Genomic DNA, 16,962 nt, shown 5'->3' on the forward strand with positions numbered 1-16,962 from the left:
GAGGTCATGGTCTGGGCGCTGCCCCGCGACTAGCGTCAGCGGCATGACCACTGTCTCGACCACGCCGGGCGTCGGCGATCGACTGCGCCGGTGGCGGCATCATCGCCAACTCAGTCAGATGCAGCTCGCCGATGGTGCCGGCGTGTCCACACGGCATCTGAGCTGGGTCGAGAACGGACGGTCACACCCCACGCGCGACATGATCGATCGGCTCGCCGATCACCTCGACGTGCCGTTACGTGAGCGCAATCAGCTGCTCCTCGCCGGCGGATTCGCACCGGCGTACGGCACCGGGGACCTCTCGTCGCCCGAACTGTTCGCGGTCAGCGCCGCGCTGCAGTCGTTGCTCGAGGCACAGACTCCGTTCCCGGCACTGCTTCTCGACCGCTGGTGGGACGTCGTCGATTACAACGCACCCGTCGCCGCGCTGCTGTCCGGGTGCGCACCGCATCTGCTGGAGCCGCCGATCAATGCGGTACGGCTGGCCTTGCATCCCGACGGGCTGGCGCCGCAGATCGTCAACCTCGGGCAGTGGCGTCGCCATCTGATCGGTCAGGTTCGCAGTCGTGCCGATCGGCTCGCCGACCCGCGGCTCGCGGCCCTCGCCGACGAAGCCGCCGCGTATCCGGGCGACGATGTCGGCGTCCCGGACCGAACCGACGTCGTCGTGCCGATGCGGCTGGCGACACCGGCTGGTGAGCTGCGTCTGTTCAGCGTGCTCACTGCCGTCGAATCGGCGCTCGACGTCACGGTCGACGAACTGCGCGTCGAGTCGTTCTACCCCGCTGACGAGGCGACTCGCACGGCGTTCCTCGCACGCTGATCGCGAGTGACCCCGCTCACCCGTTTCGACAAGGAGATCCTCATGACCGCAACTCTCTCGACCATCGCCGACAGGTGGATCCACCGGGTGCTGCTCACCAGTCCCGTCGCCCGCACACTGGGTTTGACGCTCGTCTCGGCCACGCCCGAGTCGGTGACGATGGGGCTGCCCTATACGGATGAGTCGATCACGGTGCCGGGTGTGCTCCACGGCGGCGTCATCGCGACCCTCATCGACACCGTCGCCGCTGCGGCCTCGGCATCCGGGCTGGCCGACAACGCGGACGTCACCGGCGGCGCGACCAGCGATCTCACCATCCACTATCTGCTCCCGGGCACCACCGATCTGACGGCGACGGCACAGGTCGTGAGCCGCACGCGCAGCGCCACGTTGAGCGACATCTCGGTCCGCGACGTGAGCGGTGCGCTCATCGCGACGGGGGTCGCGACCAGCCGCTTCTTCCGCAGTCCGTGAACGGTGCGGCGTGCGGCTCAGCCGAGCTCCACCAAGACCACGCCGACGGTGATGATGGCGATTCCGATCATCATGCGCGCCGTCAGCGGGTCTCGCCAGATCGCGCGAGCCAGCAAGGCCACCAGGACGATTCCGATCGCCGACCACACCGCATACGCCGCGGCGACCGGCATCCCCGTGGCCAGCGCAAGCGCGAGGAACCCGAACGACACCACGTACGCGAGCACCACCGGTACCAGCCACCGACGCCGTCGGAAACCGTCCGACGCCCGGAGGCTCAGTGTGCCCGCGATCTCGGCGACGATGGCGAGCGCCAACCACAGGTAGCTCACCGACCCACCTCTACCGTCTCGTCCGGACTGACCGGGCGCGCGCTGGTCTCCACCACGAGCACGCCCACGACGATCACCCCGACTCCGACGATCGCCCGCGCGCTGAGCACCTCGTCGAACAGCACGGCGCCGAAAACTGCGGTCAGCGCGACACCCGCCGCACCCCAGATGCCGTAGGCGACACCGATCGCGACGCCGTGACGCAGAGTCAGGCCGAGCAGGGCGAACGCCGCGACGTACCCGATGACGACACCTACCGTCCAGACCGGGTGCTCAATACTCGCCCGCAACAGCATGGTGGCGGTCACTTCGGCGATGATCGCCCCACTGAGAAGAAGCCATTTGCGCACCGGTCCAGTTGAACACGGCCATGGTCATCCACCCGAATGGACTGCGAGCAGATTCGGGATATCCGACCGGGCGCTGGTCTAACCTTATGTCGGAAACCATAGCTCTTGCCTGATTTCGGGGTTTCCGGCAAGGGTTCGCGACGGCTCACTGCCAAGGACGGTGCCACCATGACTACTTTCGACCACGTCGCAACCGAACCGGGCGCCGATCCTCTCGGCGGACGGGTTCCAGACGGTCGAGCCCCGATCGACCTGTGCTGCCTGTTATGGGCGCGTCCGGACAGCGAGGGCGCGATGGCCGAGTACGAGGACCGGGTGCTCGGGTTCCTCCCCGACCACGGCGGCGAGATCCTCGCGCGCGCCATCGGCCCCGGACTCGATGGAACGCCGCACGAGACTCAGTTCATCCGACTGCCCGATCAGGATGCGCTCGACGCCTACCTCGGCGATCCGCGCCGCCGCGACTTCACGGTCGACCGTGAGCGGCTCATCGCGCGAACGGTGGTCTACCCGGTGCGCTTGACGCCGTAGGCCAGTCGGCAGGTCCCTGCGGCTTACGGCCTCGCTCTGCTACTCGCGCAGCAAGCCACGCAATGCGCCGATCGTGTCGGCGTCCGAGGCCGCCTTCGCAACGACGTCAGTCCGGTAGCGGCGCACACGCGCGAACCGCAATGCCACTCCGCCCGGATATCGGCTAGAGCGTTGGACGCCGTCGATCGCGACCTCGACCACCGTCTCGGGACGGACCCACAGCACATGGTGTGCGGGCGCGCCGTCCTCCGCGTCCGTCCCGTCGTCCAGCGCGATCGTCGGGAAGTACCGGGTCTGCCACGCCAGGATCTCGTCGGTCAGCCCTTTGAAGGTCTTCCCCACCATGACGAAGCCGCCCGGCTCGCCGAACTCCCCTTCCGGGTCACGGGCGCCCAGGTGCAGATTGGACCATTGTCCGGTCCGGCGCCCCGAACCGCGTTCCACCGCCAGCACCACCAGGTCGTAGGTGTACACCGGCTTCACTTTGATCCAATGACTGCCGCGGCGTCCGGCGGCGTAGTCGGACTCGAGTCCTTTGACGACGACGCCTTCGTTGCCTGCCGCCACCGCGTCGTCGAAGAACTGCGTGGCTCGTGCTGCCTCGTCGGGTCCGGCGACTTCGATCCCGCGGATCATCCGATCGCCGACGATCTCGGCGAGGAGCCGTCGGCGCACGCGCAGCGGTTCGTCGATGAGGCTCGCGCCGTCGGCGCACAGGACGTCGAAGAACCACGCCGTCAACGCGGTTCCGCGGGCCTCGGCGGCGTCGGAGCCGAACCGGCTCATCGTCTCCTGGAACGGACGCGCCGCGCCCGACTCGTCGAGGGCCAGGGTCTCGCCGTCGAGCACGAGGTTGCCGTGGGAGAACTCGGCCACGGCGTCGACGATCTCCGGGACCCGATCGGTGATGTCGGCGAGGCTGCGGGTGTAGACCGCGACCCGACCGTTCACCCGGTGCACCTGGATGCGGGCGCCGTCGAGTTTGGTCTCCACCGAGGCGGCGCCGACTGCGGCAACGGCGTCAGCAGGGGTCGCGGCCGTGGATGCGAGCATGGGCGACACCGGAACGCCGGGCCTCAACCCGACCCCGGTGAGGTCCTCGCCGGTCAGTGCCGCCCTGATGGTGGTGCCGAGGTCGCCGGACAGCATCGCGGCTCGCCGAACCGTGGCGAGCGGCACCGCGGACGCAGTGGCTGCGGCATCGGTGACGATTCCCTGCAGCGCACCGGTTCTCATCTCGCCGGTCAGCACCCGCACCAGATAGTCCTGTTCGTCTGCCGTCGCACGATGCATCAGCTCGGCCAGCGTCGCCGCTCGCAGCGTCGTCGATCCAGGCCCATGCGCCTCGGCGAGCACGGTGAAGGCGCGGTCCACGTCGAGCACGGTGAGGCTCGACGACGACGCCGGATCATCCTTCGCCGCCAAAGCTGTCCGCCAGCCGATGCCGAGTCGTCCCTGTGCCGGCCGCCCCAGCAGCAGACCTGTCGTCGGGACCACCTCGTCGGGGGCGAGCGTCGCGAGAAGCTCGGCGAGCCTGCTGGTCTTGGCGGATCGCGACCGGGTCGATGCCACGTCGGTCGCCGCATGCACCACGGACGCCAACGACGTCGCGTCCTCCCGGTCGCCGGTCACGACTTCGAGCTTAAGCGGCGCACCGGAACGAGTCTGGTGGATGACTTAACGTAGTGGTGTGAATCCAGTTCTGGCCGCCGGGGCGGTCGTCGTCGACGACGCCGGGCGCATCCTGATGGTCAAGCGGGGCCACGACCCGGAGAAGGGCCGCTGGTCCGTTCCCGGCGGACATGTCGAGGTCGGCGAGACTCTGCGCGAGGCCGCTGCGCGCGAGGTCTTCGAGGAGACCGGCTTCGAGGTGGCCGTCGGCGATGAGTTGTGGTGCGTCACCGTGCCTTACGACGGCTCCGATACCTTCGAGATCCACGACTTCTCGGCGACGGTGATCGGCGGCAGTCTGCGGGCCGGCGACGACGCCGACGACGCGCGCTGGGTGGCGCCCGGCGACCTGACGAACCTGCCGTTGGTCGCGACGCTCCGCGACCACTTCGCTCGCGCGGGAATCGGTGAAATGCGTCCGTGCGCGCCAGATCCTTCCGGTTAGACGCGGCACACGGTTTACTCGCTGTATGACTTCCCGACTGCGGGCCTTGGCGCCGCTGCTGGTGCTGCTCGCCACCGTCGCGGCGTTATTGGCCGCCTGCGGGAGCAGCGGCGACGACGACGGCGGGGTCCTGCGTGTCGGCACCGAGGGCACGTACGCGCCGTTCAGCTTTCACGATCCCGCCACCAACGAGTTGACCGGCTACGACGTCGACGTCGCGAAGGCCGTCGCCGACCAGCTGGGGATGCGCGTCGAGTTCACCGAGGCGCCGTGGGACGCGCTGTTCGCTGCACTCGGCGCAGAGCGCTTCGACGTCGTCGCGAACCAGGTCACGATCACGCCCGAACGCGAGGGCAAGTACGCGATGTCCTCGCCGTACGCGATCGGCGAAGGCGTCGTCGTCACCCGGGTGGGCGACTCGTCGATCGCGTCGCTCGACGATCTTCGCGGGAAGACCACCGCTCAGACGGCTACCAGCAACTGGACCGACGTCGCGCGCCAGGCGGGTGCGCGGGTGCAGACGGTCGACGGCTTCGCCGAGGCGATCACCCTGCTCAAACAAGGTCGGGTGGATGCCACCGTCAACGACAGCATCGCCGTCTACGCCTATCTGGCCGAGACCGGCGACACGTCGGTGCACATCGCAGCGAAGACCGGTGAGACCAGCGAACAGGCGTTCGCCGCACGCAAGGGCAGTCCGCTGATCCCGAAGATCGACGACGCGCTCGACGTGTTACGGGCCGACGGCACGCTCACCAAGATCTCCGAGAAGTATCTGAAGACCGACGCCAGCGGTGCCGAGTCCAGCGAGCCGAAACAGCGCAGCCGGTGGGAGCTGATAGCCGACAACCTGTGGCCGATGGCCAAGGCGATGGTCACCACGACCATCCCGCTCGCGGCGGTGAGCTTCATCATCGGCCTGGTGATCGCACTGCTCGTCGCTCTCGCCCGCATGGCGGAGAACGTGATCCTGTCGCGGCTGGCGCGGGTCTACATCTCGATCATCCGCGGCACGCCGCTGCTGGTGCAGCTGTTCATCATCTTCTACGGGCTGCCGGAGCTCGGGGTCAAGGTCCCGCCGCTGCCTGCCGCCGTCGTCGCGTTCTCCCTCAACGTCGGCGGGTACGCCGCCGAGATCATCCGCAGCGCCATCATGTCGGTGCCCGCGGGACAGCGAGAGGCGGCCCAGACCATCGGCATGGACTATGCGACGACGATGCGGCGGATCATCCTCCCGCAGGCGGCGAGGATCGCGGTTCCGGGTCTGTCCAACACGCTGATCTCCCTCGTCAAAGACACCTCGCTCGCGTCGACGATCCTCGTCGTCGAAGTTCTGCAGACCGCGAAGATCGCGGCGGCGCCGACGTTCGAGTTCTTCTCGCTGTACATGACCGCTGCCGTCTACTACTGGGTGGTGTGCCTGGTGCTGTCCGCGTTGCAGGGCAGACTCGAACTCCGATTGGGAAGGTTCATCAAGGCATGACCGAACTCATCCGCGTCGACGGGCTGCGTAAGTCGTTCGGGGCGACGCCCGTGCTCAACGGTATCGATTTCGGCGTCGACGCCGGTTCAGTGACTGCGGTGATCGGACCGTCCGGTTCTGGGAAGACGACTCTGCTTCGCTCTCTCAACGCGCTTGACGTGCCCGACGCCGGAGTGATCCGGGTGGCCGACGAGACCATCGATTTCGCGGGCACGTATTCGAAGGCCGACATCGCCCGGTACCGCAGTCAGAGCGGCTTCGTATTCCAGAGTCACAATCTGTTTCCGCACAAGACCGTCCTCGAGAACATCATCGAGGGACCTGTGGTCGTGCAGCGGCGCCCGGTCCGCGACGCGACCGAGGACGCCCGCACCCTTCTCGCCAGCGTCGGTCTCGCCGATCGCGGCGACGCCTACCCGAGCGAGCTGTCCGGCGGTCAGCAGCAGCGCGTCGGGATCGTGCGCGCGGTCGCGCTGAATCCCAAGGTGCTGCTCCTCGACGAGCCCACGTCGGCGCTCGACCCGGAGTTGGTCGGCGACGTTCTGCGCGTCATCGTCGACCTCGCCGCCCAGGGCTGGACGATGGTCGTGGTGACCCACGAGATCGGGTTCGCGCGCCAAGTATCCGATCAAGTGCTGTTCATCGACGGCGGCGTGGTCGTCGAGCACGGGGCGCCGGCCGACGTCATCGACCATCCGCAGCACGACCGCACGGCGGCATTCCTGCGGCGGCTCACCGACCCCCTGTGACCTGACCTTCGATGAGGGCCGCAGTCACCATGACTCGATCGGGTCGGGTGTACACGTTCATCGACTCACCACGAAGGAAGCCGATCAGGGTCAGCCCCGAGCGGTCGGCGAGTTCGGCTGCCAGCGACGACGGCGCGGAGACCGCTGCGAGAACGGGGATTCCCGCCATCACCGCCTTCTGCACCAGCTCGAAGCTCGCGCGTCCCGACACCTGCAGCACCGTGCCGCGCAGTGGCAGCCGATCGCGGTTGGCCGCCCACCCGATCACCTTGTCGACGGCGTTGTGACGACCGACGTCCTCGCGCAGAACCAGTAGTTCGCCGCTGCTGCCGTCGAACAGAGCTGCTGCGTGGAGTCCACCCGTGCTGTCGAAGACCCGCTGCCCTGACCGGAGCCGGTCGGGCAGGCTGGTGAGCACGTCGACGTCGACCGTGATCGGGTCGTCGGCGACGACGAACGACGACGTCGACTCGACCGAGTCGATGCTCGTCGCACCGCAAACGCCGCACGCCGACGTCGTCACGAAGTTCCGTCGCCGCGCCGGCGACGGTGTCGGCACGCCGACGCCGAGGGTCAGGTCCAGCACGTTGTAGGTGTTCTCGTCACCGCCACTGCCGGGTCCGCCGCAGTGGATCGCGCCCGCGAGGTGCTCGGCGCGCGTGATGATGCCCTCCGACACCAGGAATCCGGCGGCGAGCTCGACGTCGTTGCCCGGGGTCCGCATGGTGATCGTGTACGACTGCCCGGCGATGCGAATCTCCAGCGGCTCTTCAACCGCGAGCGTATCGGGACGCCTGCTCGGCTCACGCCCGAGCGTCACCTTCGTCACCGGCCATCGCGCTGTTATCCGTCCCACAGTCGCCAGGGTAGAGGTTCTGTCCCAGGTCCGGGTCGTCCGCGGAGCGAGAGCGCCTCGTGACCGCTCACTCCCCTCCGTTCGTGTTCCGGTCGGCTTTCCCCGACAGCGGTCGGCGATCGGTTGTATCGGCTGGTCATTGGTCGGCTCGCACGGGGAGCGGCGGAGTGGTCACGCCCGCGTGGCGAGCGGCGTGAAGCGTTACGCCCGCGCGGGGACGGCGGAGTGGTCACGCCACCTCGGCAGTCCTCGCTCCTCGGCTAGCGCCTCGTCCCTGCGGAGAGCTCGGCGGTCGTGACCACTCCGCCCTCCCCGCGCTGCTTCCTGCGTCGTACGAGTCGACGTCGTGCGCTTGTGCGGCGGCTTACGCTGCCGCCGTTGGTGCGGCGGTCAGCGTCCTTCTCGCGTTGGAGCGAATCGGTTCGCGGTGACGGTCCGGGTGCTGCAGGTCGAGCGGTTGGCGGAACCACGGGTGCCGGTCGTGACCGATGAACACTTCCCACCCGGTCTGATGGATCACCGTGTGGTGCATGCGGCAGAGCAAGACGCAGTTGTCGATCGCAGTGTCCCCGCCTTCCGACCAGGGGGTGCAGTGGTGGGCGTCGGTCCAGGAAATCGGGCGTCCGCAGCCCGGGAACGCGCAACCCCGGTCGCGGGCTTCCAGCGCCCGCCGGAGTCCCGCAGTCACCAGACGATGCTCGCGGCCCACATCCAGCGGTGCCGAGTTCTGGTCGAGGAGCACGCGGCGCATCGCTGCCTCGCAGAGGACCAGTCCGACAGTCGCCGGGGAGACCGGGCCGGTGAAACCGAGTGACGCGACCTGCGACGAGCTTCCAGCTGCACTGCTGTCACCACACTTGGTCGGGACGATCATCGTGACGTGCGGGAGCACCCCTCCCGAGACGGTCGGCCGCTCCTTCCCGTTCAGGTAAGTGCGAATGACCTGCGCGAGCGCATCAGCGCGACGTTGCTTAGCGGTACGCGGATCTCGCGAACCGTCCGGCTGCGGAATCGGCTTACACAGCGGGTCGAGCGCCTGGTTCAGTTCTTCGCCGGTCAGCGCGTCCAGATCGAGCGTCCCGGTGGTGCGGCCGTCGTCCCCGGTCACCAACGTCATCTCGTTGAGATCCGGATTCTCGGCGACCGGTACCGCATCGGGATCGGTCTCGTCGATCTCGGGCGCCCATTCCAGGGCGAGTTCCCGAGCCCGCTGGGACACATCGGCCGGAGTGACTTGGCAGGAGAGTCGCCGAGCCAGATCCGCGCGCCGATCCTCATCCAGCGGCACCCGTCGACCCACGAACGTGATGCCTTTCCCGATGGCATCGAGTTGTTCGACCGGAACGCCGCCGGTCCTCGCGTGCACCATCACGCCCGGCATCGTGTGCGCGGCGTGCCCGGTCCGCGCATACCGATGCGCGGCTGCCGGCGTGATCCCCAACTGCTTGAGCAGGTCGGTGCTGGTTTTGACTCGTTTCCGAGCCGGCAACCCGGCCCGACCGGCGGCGTCGGTCAACCCCGACATCGCCGTCCCAGCGAGATTGACCACCCGAGTCAACTGCACCATCGTCTGCCCGATGACGGCGTCATCGAAACCGACCGTCGAAGGACTCGCACACAAGGATGCGAGTTCTCCTCCTGGTGCAGCGAGGGTGGGTGGGCTGAGCGCTTCGATGAGCGCGTCAGCGAATTCAGTGATGACGTCGACAATAGCCACGGCAATCCCCCTTGCCTTCCTTAGCGAACACGACCCGATGCGGGCCACGATCTTGGCTGAGCACGCTCCGATACAGAGCGCACCCGAAATGTGAAGCGGAGCATCGCCTCCGGCCCGGGATCACCGAGCAGGAAGCGGGTGCGCCGCTGACGTTGGACAACACGCACGACACCGAACCCGACGCAAGCAGTCACCCCGCCGCCAGAACCACCCGTGAAACCCGAAACGGAGGGTGGTCTGGCGACGTCGCAGGACAGGCCGCCGGCCCGAAGGCCCGACACTAGATCACCCGAAACCGCCCGGCCCCAACCCAAGGGGCCGACTCGAGATGCGACTCCAACCCAAGGAGCCGACTCACGGCGATTCGGCGTCGATCCGCATAACCCCTGCCGGCCGAACCCTCGAACCGACGGCGGTCCTGCTTCCGTGCGCACCCACCGACCACCCCTTAAAGCCCCTTGCTACGGAAGCAGTCCGTGTCGCCTGTGCGCGACGGCTATGAAATTCTCAAACAACACGAAACGGCCTTCCAGTCATTCCGATCAAGCTGTACATACTATGTTACAACTCACATATATATTGCACAAGTGTTCTAATCCATGCTCGTCGCCATCACCTTGTCGGACTCCAGTTGTACTGTCGACGTCGACCGGTGGCTCCACGGGTGATGACACTCGCCAGAAATCAGACAGGCGCTCGCGGCCTTCACTCTCGACCGAGAGCGAAACCAGGTTCGGCAACAACCCGACACGCCACCGTCGTCAAATCATCACGATCCGCACCGACAACCAGCCCCCGCGGCGATCACGCACCGCCGTTCGGTCGACGCCGACAGCCTGTGTCGAGTGCCCCTATCGACGGTTCGGGGCGGGCGCCGTCCATCGGCACGCGGTGCCGTTGAGCCTGCGGATCAGTATCACGATCAGCGGAACTTGAGCGGCGAGCACGATGGCATGAACGATGAGGTGACCGGAGAAGCCGTCAAACCCGTCAACCATCACTGTCTGTGGAATCAGGCCGGCGAGCGCCATGATCACCATGACCCAGGCCGACAGCAAGAGCATCCAGCTCGCAGCCGGGCGCAACCGGGGCAAGAATCCTGCGAGCGCGAGACCGAGATACACCGCGAGCGGAACCCCGTCGGCAAGCAGATCGACGTTCGACCCCGCCAGATCCTCGTGATTGTGGACCAGAGTGCCAGCCGCACCGAGCAACGCCAAGAACAGCACCATCAGGTCGCTGCGCACAGTGACGCGAAGCGTCTCGTGCTTTGACGCAGCAACCGTGCGTGGTCCCGATGACAACGATGCTCACCCTTCATGTCGTGCGAAGCGGCCAATGAGTCCCCTACGAACTCCATCGCCGACGTGCGACGCATGCTCGACGCACATGGATACCCGTACTAAACAGGAAATCGCATTCCACCGGCCCTGACTAGGGACCAAAGTACGTACGTCGGCCTCAATGTTGGCCAACGACAGGCGATTTACTGCTATTGACCGATTTCACGACGCGCAGATTCGACGACCATTCCGCCAACCGCACGCCGCACCACCCCGGCGACGATCAACGCCTGCCCCGCAGTGTAAGTCGCCATCACCGCTGGACCGAACCATCCGGGTGCACTGTCGGGAAGGAACAATCGGACGGCCAGCAACGAGTCGCTTGTGAGAAAGAGCGCCCCGCCCAGCGCGACCGTCGCCGTGCTCCGGCTCGACATCGCTGCAGTCCCCGCAAGCACCACCCCGTAGAGCGCGACCGCCGGAAACAATGCGCCGGCATGACGTCCGACCACTGCCACCATGGCCATCCACCACAGCACGTACACCAACGCCCATCGCGGCGTCGGCCGGTCGGCGACACCGCGGACGAACAGCACGATGTAAACGACGTGCGCCGCTCCGAAGCAGACAAGCATCAACGGCAGCACCACGTCACCCTCGACGATCACGCCCACGCTGTCGCCGAGCCACGAGCACACGAGCGCCGCTAGCAGCGCAACGAATCGCCAGTCCGATCGCCAGTTCACCAGAACCGGCAGCGAGAGAAGCGGCATCAGGAGCATCTTCGTCGGCTCGGCGACCGGGCTGTCGGTCGCCAGTGCCACGACGTGAACCACCGCCGCGACCAGGTAAGGCGCCCACACGAAGATGTCGCGCCCGGGGATCGTCATGACTGCGACCCTATCGGCCACATCTCAGAATTGAGAAGATGTCACCGGATTCCATATTAATCACCTATCCACGCAAATGACCGTAATAGCCCGATGTGACCGGCTTTAATAAACATCTGATTTCGATCCGAGAAAATTACCGGACAATACTGCGTAACTCGGGCACCCAAATGAAGCGGCGCGCAGATCTCATCATTTACGGTGACGGTGATGTCAATCCTGCACATCGAATCATTGGCCGCGAAATAAGGAGTAGTCATGGTCACCAATGTCGCGATCGACTACGGTGCCGGGATATCCGACGCCTGGAGTTCGATCGCCAAGTTCGTCCCGAAGCTCGCCGCATTCCTGGTCATCCTCATCATCGGCTGGATCATCGCTAAGGTACTGGCCAAGGTCGTGACGGTGATCCTCCGCAAGGTCGGCTTCGATCGTCTGGCCGAGCGCAGCGGAGTATCTCGAGCGCTAGCGAAAAGCGAGTACGACGCGAGTTCACTCCTGGCGAAGATCGTCTACTACGCCGTACTCCTGATTACGCTGCAATTGGCGATCGGCGCCTTCGGTCCGAATCCGATCAGCGATCTGTTGACGAAGTTCGTGGCCTGGCTGCCCAAGCTCTTCGTCGCGATCATCATCATCGTCATCGCCGCCGCAATCGCCCAAGCGGTTCGCGAGATCATCCGAAATGCACTCAGCGGCGCCTCCTATGGTCAACTCGTCGCGACTATCGCTTCGGTCTTCATTCTGGGTGCTGGCATCATTGCCGCGCTCAATCAGATCGGCGTCGCGACGACTGTCACCACGCCGATTCTGGTCGCGGTCCTGGCAACTCTGGGCGGTGTGATCGTGGTCGGCGTCGGAGGCGGCCTCGTCAAGCCGATGCAGTCACGCTGGGAGACGGCGCTCGACAAGGTGGCTGAGGAGATTCCCGCACGACGGTCCGCCCGCGAGCAAGAGCAGGCGGCACGCAGTCACGCTCAGCACGCGGCCTACAGCCAGCAGCAGGCGACTGCGCAACCGTCCGCGGCGCCGACACAGGGCTACACCCCTCCGCCGACGCCCTACCCCGAGCAGCCCCAGTACCCCGGGCAGCCACAGCACTTTCCCCAGCAGCCGCAGTACCCTGGCCAGCCTCAACAGGGCCAGCAGTACCCGAATTACGGCGACCCGTCCCAGGACTACGGCAACGACCACCGGCCACCGCAGTAGCCACGAGCAACACCGCGGCCCGCACTCCATTGCCCTGGAGTGCGGGCCGCGGCTCGTTGTCGCACAGCTCACGCCATGCGACGTCGCCGCTCAGGCAGTGCCGCGCGGCGCCATGATCACGACGGGGATGTCACGCTCAGTCTTGTCCTGATAACCCTGGTAACCGCTGTTCGCTGCGACCAGCGTCGGCCACAGCGCGCTCTTCTCCTCCGCAGTCGCACGCCGCGCCGTCCATGGCGTCGTCTCGGCGTCCACGGTCACTTCGACGTCCGGATTGACCACGAGGTTCTTGAACCAGTCCGGATCCGATGAATGCCCACCCTTCGACGCGACGACCACGATCCGCTCGGGTTCAAAGACGGGCGCGGTCACCTCACTTCCACCGTGCTACGCTGATCAAAACTAGAACACGTTCTATATTTGTGCGGTGAGGGTCGCCGTCCCAAAGGATGAGGATGCATATGAAGGTCGCGGTCACCGGAGCAGCAGGGTTCGTCGGCACCAATCTCGTCAATCAACTCGTCGCCGACGGCCACGACGTCGTCGCCATCGACCGAGTCTGCCCCGACCACGCACTCCAGCATCCGAGCGTCACGTGGTCGTCGATCGACATCTTCGACCAGGACACGCTGACCGCCGCATTCGACAGCGTCGACACGGTCTACCACCTGGTCGCCATGATCACGCTGAAGCAGAAGGACGAGACGGCCTGGCGCGTGAACACCGAGGGCGTCGCCTCCACCGCGCGCGCCGCACTCGCCGCCGGCGTCCGCCGGTTTGTGCACTGCAGCTCCATCCATTCGTTCGACCAGTACACCGACTCCGGCATCGTCGACGAAACATCCGCGCGGTCGGAGAATCCGTCGCTCCCGGTCTACGACCGCTCCAAGTGGGCCGGCGAGCAGGAACTGCAGAAGGTGGTCGCCGAGGGGCTCGACGCCGTCATCTGCAACCCGACCGGCGTGTACGGTGCCGTCGATCACGGACTCTCCCGCATCAACGGGATGCTGCGCGACGCCGCCCAGGGCAGGGTGCCGATCTTCGTCGAAGGCACCTTCGATCTGGTCGACGTCCGGGACGTCGCACGAGGCCTGACCCTGGCTGCCGAACACGGCCGTACCGGCGAGAATTATCTGATCGGCGGCGCCGATGTCCGCCTCTTCGACGCGATGCGGACCGTCGCCGAGCTGTGCGGCCGGTTCCAGCCGCTGTTCGCCGTGCCGCTGGGCATGCTGAAGGCAGTGGTGCCGATCGCGGAACCGATCAGCCAGCTCTTCGGGTCCGATCTCGTCTCACGAGCGTCGATCTCCGCGCTGGTCGCTCAGCCGACGGTCGACGTCAGCAAAGCCCGCGACGAGCTCGGTTACGCACCGAGGCCGACCGCCCAGACGCTTGCCGATCTGGTGGCCTTCCTCTGGGATTCCCACCAGATGGGGTCGGCCAAACCGAAGTCCGGCGATCACTTCGAGTCGATCGTCCCCCAACTGGTGTGACCCGAGCGCGACTCAGGCCGCCCGTCGCGCCTGAATCCCTCCGATCGCCGCAACGAGGGCGGCGACCACGATCGCGAAGATGAGGCCTGCATGACGCAGGCTGACGACGGTGGCGAGCAGCCCAACGCCGATCGCCGGAAGCGCGAGCAGGACGTAGAGGCTCGCGAAGTATGCCGACGACACTTCTCCACGCGTCGACTCCGGGACCCGTTCGACGGTCAAGGCGAGCCCCGCGTTGACGCAGAAGCCGCCCGCGAGCCCGAGGAGGACGGCCGCCGCCACCAGCGGAGCAAGGATCGTCAGTCCCAGCGCCGCCATCAGTAACACCACGGCCACCAGCAACCCCGCACATCCCACCAGCAGCGCCCGCTCCGGCGGCACACGCCCGGCGATCACCTGACCGGCCGCCATCGTCGCGAAGATGAGGAAGACGATCGCACCGGGTACCCAGTGCGATCGAATGTGCAGATCCTCACTAAGAAACAATGCCGTGACCGCGGTGAGCACGCCACTGACGGCGAACGCCGACCCGCCGGCAAGGACAGCGCGGACGAATGCCCCGCGAACTTCCGCGGGTACCCGAAGTCGCTGGATCCGCAAGCGCACGCTGCTTTGCGTGGCCGGGCGCGGCGTCAGCATCCACAGTCCGATGATCGCCGCGGCCGTCAGTCCCAGGTGTACCGCGAACGGCGTGATGAGCGCCGCCGAACTCACGGTCGCAAGGACGCCACCCAACAGGTTCCCGGTCGCTAAGCCGCCCGAGTTCGCGGCAACCGCGAGCATGCCGCCAGATGCGCGCCGCAGCTGCGGAAACAGGTCGATCACCGCGGCAGTGCCCGCGCCGCTCATGAATCCCGCACTGAATCCGGAGATCACCCGAGCCACCACCAAGAGCGCCAAGGACGGCGGCAGCATGAACAGGATCGAGCTGATCGCCGCGCACACCAGCGCAATGAGGAGGACCGGGCGTCGTCCGATCTGATCGGAGAGCCGACCGAACACCAGGAGCGCGCCGACGACGCCGATCGCGTAGACCGCGAACAACACCGTCACCGTCAACGACGAGAAGTCGAGATCCACGGCGTAGATCGAATACAGCGCCGTGGGAAGTGTCGTGCCGACCATCGTCGCGAAGAAGGCGAATGCGGTTGCCGCGATGGCCCAGGTCCGGCCGGCGCCGCGCATGTCCGGAGGGCTCAGAGTCACGCGCCGAGTCTACGGCCCCGGCACCCAGGCGCCGATCCCCCACTCGAGAGAATCCCAAAATAATCTTGCCGATCAGGTTATAATGAGACTATTTTGCGACACTTCGAGAGTTCACCGAGTGACGACATATACGCTTAATACTTAGATCTTCAGGTACCAAACACCTCATGCATCCATCAGAATCTCGAATATTTCGAGAGTGTCGCACAACCATCAAACCTATATTGAGATAGTGTCTGCTCCATGTCCACCACCTTGGGAGGCAGTAACCCGTACCAGCTCGGCTATGCCCGGGCCGGCGGCGACCGCTACAGCCTCGAAGCTCAGATCGACGCCCTCACCAACGTCGGCGTCGAGCCAGCGCGGATTTACAGCGACAAGACGACCGCCGCCTCAGCATCGACGGACCGTCCGGGCTGGGCCGCACTCCTCGCCTACGCCCGCCCCGGCGACACCACTGTCATCGCGGGCATCGATCGACTCGGCCGTTCCGGTCCGGAAGTCCTGGCGAGCGCACTGGAACTGTCGCGTCGCCGCATCGGCCTCCGTTCACTCCGCGAAGGACTCGACACCAGCGACCCGGTCGGCGCGATGATCGTCGGCGTCTTGTCCTCGCTCGCCGAGCTCGACGAGGAGGTCGGCGCCCGACAAGCACGATCCACCGTCGGCCGGTCGCATGCGACTTCCGTCGGCCGTCCACGCGCACTGTCTGCTGCCCAGGTCGACGTCGCCGAGCAGATGAAGGCCGCCGGCCGTTCCGTGCCTCAGATCGCGACTGAGTTGGGCGTCAGCCGCGCCACGCTGTATCGCACCCTTGCCGAGAGGCGTGCCACCCGATGACTGCACACCGCGCAGACGACGCCGACATGCCCGAACTCGACATCGTGACCGAGCACGGCATCGTCACTCGCTTACCCACGTCGTTTCCTCTATTGGATCCCGAGCGGGACGCCGACCTCGATCCAGACCGATTCCAGCAGGGCTTCGATGACGCCCTCGCTGATCTCGATCGCATGCCGCCGAGGTGGGCGCGCCACTACGCGACGTCGATTCTCGACAAACCCGCGCCGCGCCACGACAGCGATCGAAGCCACACCCGCGGATACCGCGCTGGGCTGTATGGGTTCGTTCACCATTCGCCCCTGTGAGCGTCGCGCCGTAACGGAGCACCTGACCTCGACAAGGCCCCAACGAACGTTGGCCTTTAACCCCACAAACGACTGTGACCAGCACATAAGTGCTGGTCACGACGTCGGGCTGACAGGATTCGAACCTGCGACCCCTTGACCCCCAGTCAAGTGCGCTACCAAGCTGCGCCACAGCCCGTTGCCCCGTTGGACGAAGCGAGTTTACTTTAGCTCACGCGGTGTCCTGACTGCTAATCGCCTGCACTGCGCGGGTTTTCATGTGCCTCTGGAGTGATCTGCGACATGCGAGACCGCTTGGAAGT

General features: G+C 66.2%; 19 protein-coding genes and 1 tRNA gene. 10 read left to right on the forward strand and 10 right to left on the reverse strand.

The features are described 5' to 3' along the window. Window positions 1–43: 43 nt before the first annotated feature. Complete coding sequence (locus GH2_RS20460) at window positions 44–823, forward strand: helix-turn-helix domain-containing protein (protein WP_066172325.1); 780 nt, start codon at window positions 44–46, stop codon at window positions 821–823. 42 nt (window positions 824–865) lie between these two features. Beyond that, window positions 866–1,297 (forward strand): PaaI family thioesterase, encoded by a 432-nt coding sequence (locus GH2_RS20465; protein ID WP_157086177.1) that lies wholly within the window; start codon window positions 866–868, stop codon window positions 1,295–1,297. Between the two features lie 17 nt (window positions 1,298–1,314). On the opposite strand, the gene GH2_RS20470 is transcribed toward GH2_RS20465, so the two are convergent. Next, window positions 1,315–1,629 carry a DMT family transporter gene (locus tag GH2_RS20470; RefSeq protein ID WP_157086178.1) on the reverse strand — a complete coding sequence of 105 codons (315 nt, stop codon included), beginning with the start codon at window positions 1,627–1,629 and terminating at the stop codon, window positions 1,315–1,317. Then, window positions 1,626–1,979 carry a DMT family transporter gene (locus tag GH2_RS20475; protein WP_066172331.1) on the reverse strand — a complete coding sequence of 118 codons (354 nt, stop codon included), beginning with the start codon at window positions 1,977–1,979 and terminating at the stop codon, window positions 1,626–1,628. Before GH2_RS20475 ends, GH2_RS20470 begins: the two co-directional genes overlap by 4 nt. Window positions 1,980–2,147: 168 nt before the next feature. On the opposite strand from GH2_RS20475, the gene GH2_RS20480 reads away from it, so the two are divergent. Next, window positions 2,148–2,510, forward strand: a complete 363-nt coding sequence (locus GH2_RS20480; protein ID WP_239589191.1) for a hypothetical protein — start codon at window positions 2,148–2,150, stop codon at window positions 2,508–2,510. Between the two features lie 39 nt (window positions 2,511–2,549). On the opposite strand, the gene GH2_RS20485 is transcribed toward GH2_RS20480, so the two are convergent. Next, window positions 2,550–4,142 carry an ATP-dependent DNA ligase gene (locus GH2_RS20485; RefSeq protein ID WP_244885452.1) on the reverse strand — a complete coding sequence of 531 codons (1,593 nt, stop codon included), beginning with the start codon at window positions 4,140–4,142 and terminating at the stop codon, window positions 2,550–2,552. A 58-nt stretch (window positions 4,143–4,200) separates the two neighbouring features. On the opposite strand from GH2_RS20485, the gene GH2_RS20490 reads away from it, so the two are divergent. The 3 genes from GH2_RS20490 to GH2_RS20505 are packed head-to-tail and all read left to right on the forward strand — an operon-like array spanning window position 4,201 to window position 6,858. Continuing rightward, window positions 4,201–4,626 carry an NUDIX hydrolase gene (locus tag GH2_RS20490; protein ID WP_066172333.1) on the forward strand — a complete coding sequence of 142 codons (426 nt, stop codon included), beginning with the start codon at window positions 4,201–4,203 and terminating at the stop codon, window positions 4,624–4,626. Between the two features lie 25 nt (window positions 4,627–4,651). Then, window positions 4,652–6,109 (forward strand): ABC transporter permease subunit, encoded by a 1,458-nt coding sequence (locus tag GH2_RS21480; RefSeq protein WP_084247670.1) that lies wholly within the window; start codon window positions 4,652–4,654, stop codon window positions 6,107–6,109. Continuing rightward, entirely contained in the window at window positions 6,106–6,858 is a 753-nt protein-coding gene (locus tag GH2_RS20505) for an amino acid ABC transporter ATP-binding protein (RefSeq protein WP_066172335.1), read from the forward strand. The genes GH2_RS21480 and GH2_RS20505 overlap by 4 nt, the downstream gene beginning before the upstream one ends. Here the strand turns inward: GH2_RS20505 and fdhD are convergent. The 4 genes from fdhD to GH2_RS20525 form a co-directional block, all read right to left on the reverse strand. After that, window positions 6,842–7,714 (reverse strand): formate dehydrogenase accessory sulfurtransferase FdhD, encoded by an 873-nt coding sequence (gene fdhD / locus GH2_RS20510; protein WP_066172338.1) that lies wholly within the window; start codon window positions 7,712–7,714, stop codon window positions 6,842–6,844. The genes GH2_RS20505 and fdhD overlap by 17 nt on opposite strands. 364 nt (window positions 7,715–8,078) lie before the next feature. Further along, the gene (locus tag GH2_RS20515; protein ID WP_066172341.1) at window positions 8,079–9,431 is read right to left on the reverse strand and encodes an HNH endonuclease signature motif containing protein; all 1,353 of its coding nucleotides are present in this window, start codon (window positions 9,429–9,431) and stop codon (window positions 8,079–8,081) included. Window positions 9,432–10,282: 851 nt separating this feature from the next. After that, window positions 10,283–10,678, reverse strand: coding sequence for a hypothetical protein (locus GH2_RS20520; protein ID WP_066172343.1), 396 nt, complete (start codon window positions 10,676–10,678; stop codon window positions 10,283–10,285). Window positions 10,679–10,923: 245 nt separating this feature from the next. Continuing rightward, window positions 10,924–11,604 carry a lysoplasmalogenase gene (locus GH2_RS20525; protein ID WP_066172347.1) on the reverse strand — a complete coding sequence of 227 codons (681 nt, stop codon included), beginning with the start codon at window positions 11,602–11,604 and terminating at the stop codon, window positions 10,924–10,926. 258 nt (window positions 11,605–11,862) lie between these two features. Between GH2_RS20525 and GH2_RS20530 the strand changes: the two genes are divergently transcribed. After that, a complete protein-coding gene (locus tag GH2_RS20530; protein ID WP_066172350.1) occupies window positions 11,863–12,813 on the forward strand; it encodes a mechanosensitive ion channel family protein in 951 nt (316 codons plus the stop codon). 90 nt (window positions 12,814–12,903) lie between these two features. On the opposite strand, the gene GH2_RS20535 is transcribed toward GH2_RS20530, so the two are convergent. Continuing rightward, window positions 12,904–13,185: a nitroreductase/quinone reductase family protein gene (locus tag GH2_RS20535; RefSeq protein ID WP_066172353.1), complete on the reverse strand. Its 282-nt coding sequence runs from the start codon at window positions 13,183–13,185 to the stop codon at window positions 12,904–12,906. 89 nt (window positions 13,186–13,274) lie between these two features. On the opposite strand from GH2_RS20535, the gene GH2_RS20540 reads away from it, so the two are divergent. Then, a complete protein-coding gene (locus GH2_RS20540; protein ID WP_066172356.1) occupies window positions 13,275–14,306 on the forward strand; it encodes an NAD-dependent epimerase/dehydratase family protein in 1,032 nt (343 codons plus the stop codon). A 12-nt stretch (window positions 14,307–14,318) separates the two neighbouring features. On the opposite strand, the gene GH2_RS20545 is transcribed toward GH2_RS20540, so the two are convergent. Next, window positions 14,319–15,512 (reverse strand): MFS transporter, encoded by a 1,194-nt coding sequence (locus GH2_RS20545; protein ID WP_307825503.1) that lies wholly within the window; start codon window positions 15,510–15,512, stop codon window positions 14,319–14,321. 243 nt (window positions 15,513–15,755) lie between these two features. On the opposite strand from GH2_RS20545, the gene GH2_RS20550 reads away from it, so the two are divergent. Continuing rightward, a complete protein-coding gene (locus GH2_RS20550; RefSeq protein WP_066172362.1) occupies window positions 15,756–16,352 on the forward strand; it encodes a recombinase family protein in 597 nt (198 codons plus the stop codon). Beyond that, complete coding sequence (locus GH2_RS20555; protein WP_066172364.1) at window positions 16,349–16,660, forward strand: hypothetical protein; 312 nt, start codon at window positions 16,349–16,351, stop codon at window positions 16,658–16,660. Before GH2_RS20550 ends, GH2_RS20555 begins: the two co-directional genes overlap by 4 nt. Before the next feature lie 104 nt (window positions 16,661–16,764). Here the strand turns inward: GH2_RS20555 and GH2_RS20560 are convergent. After that, window positions 16,765–16,838 (reverse strand) — tRNA-Pro (locus GH2_RS20560). Window positions 16,839–16,962 lie beyond the last annotated feature (124 nt).

Source organism: Gordonia hydrophobica NBRC 16057, assembly GCF_001592365.1.
Lineage (GTDB): Bacteria > Actinomycetota > Actinomycetes > Mycobacteriales > Mycobacteriaceae > Gordonia > Gordonia hydrophobica.

Coding starts and splice junctions, on each gene's coding strand:
- GH2_RS20530 (WP_066172350.1), top strand. CDS start 11,863: ATGGTCACCAATGTCGCGATCGACTACGGTGCCGGGATATCCGACGCC.
- GH2_RS20465 (WP_157086177.1), top strand. CDS start 866: ATGACCGCAACTCTCTCGACCATCGCCGACAGGTGGATCCACCGGGTG.
- GH2_RS20550 (WP_066172362.1), top strand. CDS start 15,756: ATGTCCACCACCTTGGGAGGCAGTAACCCGTACCAGCTCGGCTATGCC.
- GH2_RS20480 (WP_239589191.1), top strand. CDS start 2,148: ATGACTACTTTCGACCACGTCGCAACCGAACCGGGCGCCGATCCTCTC.
- GH2_RS20525 (WP_066172347.1), bottom strand. CDS start 11,604: ATGACGATCCCCGGGCGCGACATCTTCGTGTGGGCGCCTTACCTGGTC.
- GH2_RS20460 (WP_066172325.1), top strand. CDS start 44: ATGACCACTGTCTCGACCACGCCGGGCGTCGGCGATCGACTGCGCCGG.
- GH2_RS20540 (WP_066172356.1), top strand. CDS start 13,275: ATGAAGGTCGCGGTCACCGGAGCAGCAGGGTTCGTCGGCACCAATCTC.
- GH2_RS20555 (WP_066172364.1), top strand. CDS start 16,349: ATGACTGCACACCGCGCAGACGACGCCGACATGCCCGAACTCGACATC.
- GH2_RS20505 (WP_066172335.1), top strand. CDS start 6,106: ATGACCGAACTCATCCGCGTCGACGGGCTGCGTAAGTCGTTCGGGGCG.
- GH2_RS21480 (WP_084247670.1), top strand. CDS start 4,652: ATGACTTCCCGACTGCGGGCCTTGGCGCCGCTGCTGGTGCTGCTCGCC.